This window comes from Holdemanella porci (genome assembly GCF_019052655.1).
GTDB lineage: Bacteria > Bacillota_I > Bacilli_A > Erysipelotrichales > Erysipelotrichaceae > Holdemanella > Holdemanella hominis.
This window is the reverse complement of the sequence record NZ_JAHQVB010000136.1, coordinates 1-1,138: the sequence shown is the minus strand read 5'-3', so window position 1 is coordinate 1,138 and position 1,138 is coordinate 1. Positions and strand designations below refer to the sequence as shown.

The window sequence follows — 1,138 nt, the reverse complement described above, 5'->3', positions numbered from 1 at the left end:
TACAGGTAGCTGGTTTAGAAATTACAATGATCAATGATGTAACACCAATTCCACACAACGGATGTCGTCCACCAAAACGACCTCGTGGATAGTCACCATACTAAGGAGGTGTCCAAATGAGCACAAAGTATAAAATTTCGACTATCGAAGAAACAACAAAAGTAGGTAAATTCTTATTAGAACCATTAGAATATCGTTATGGTACACCATTAGGTAATGCACTTCGCCGTGTATTATTATCTTCAATTCCTGGAGGTGCGATCTTCAGTATTCGTATTGACGGCGTATACCACGAATTTACAGGTATTAAAGGGGTAAAAGAAGACGTTGCTTCAATTATTTTAAATTTGAAACAATTGATTTTAGATATTGATATTCATGACAATGAAGTTTATACACTTCGTATTGACCAGGAAGGACCAAAAACAGTCTTAGCAGGTGATATCGAATGTCCAACAGGAGTTACTGTGTTAAACAAAGATTTACCAATTTGTACTTTGTCTGAAGGAGGTTCTATGCACATGGAACTTCAGGCTCGTTTAGGCCGTGGATTCGTACGTTCTGATGTAAATAAAAGAATGTACCAAAATGAAGGACAACCTCTTGGTATTATTTATACAGATTCTCTATATTCACCAGTTAAAAATGTTAGCTATGTAGCTACACCAATTAAAGGCGAAGATGGAAGTATGTATGATTCATTAGAGTTAGAAATTACTACAGATGAAACAATTAAACCGAGTGAAGCATTAGCTGTAGCAGGTAAAATCTTACGTGATCACTTATCAATTTTGGCATCAGTTGATGAAGCTAGTCTTGAAGTGAAAGAAAAAGAAGTTGAAGTTTCAGAAGAACCTGTAGCACATACTACTCATAAAATGATTGAAGACTTAGAACTATCAGTTCGTTCTTATAACTGTTTAAAACGTGCTGGTATTGCGACTGTTGATGAATTAACTCAAAAAACAGAAGAGGAAATGATTCACGTTCGTAATTTAGGAAAGAAATCATTACAAGAAGTTAAAGACAAAATTAAAGAATTAGGATTGTCTTTTAAGCAGAATAACGGATAGGAGGAAATACCATGTGGAATCGTAAATTGGGACGTAAAGCCGATCATCGTAAAGCATTGTTGCGT

Annotated in this window: 2 protein-coding genes; both read left to right on the top strand. The window is 35.2% G+C overall.

The features are described from left to right. Positions 1–92: 30S ribosomal protein S11 (gene rpsK, locus KTQ83_RS11790; protein WP_217256946.1), on the top strand; the 92-nt coding region annotated here is incomplete at its 5' end. Positions 93–116: 24 nt separating this feature from the next. Continuing rightward, positions 117–1,073, top strand: coding sequence for a DNA-directed RNA polymerase subunit alpha (locus KTQ83_RS11785; RefSeq protein ID WP_117925013.1), 957 nt, complete (start codon positions 117–119; stop codon positions 1,071–1,073). The last annotated feature ends 65 nt before the right edge of the window (positions 1,074–1,138 follow it).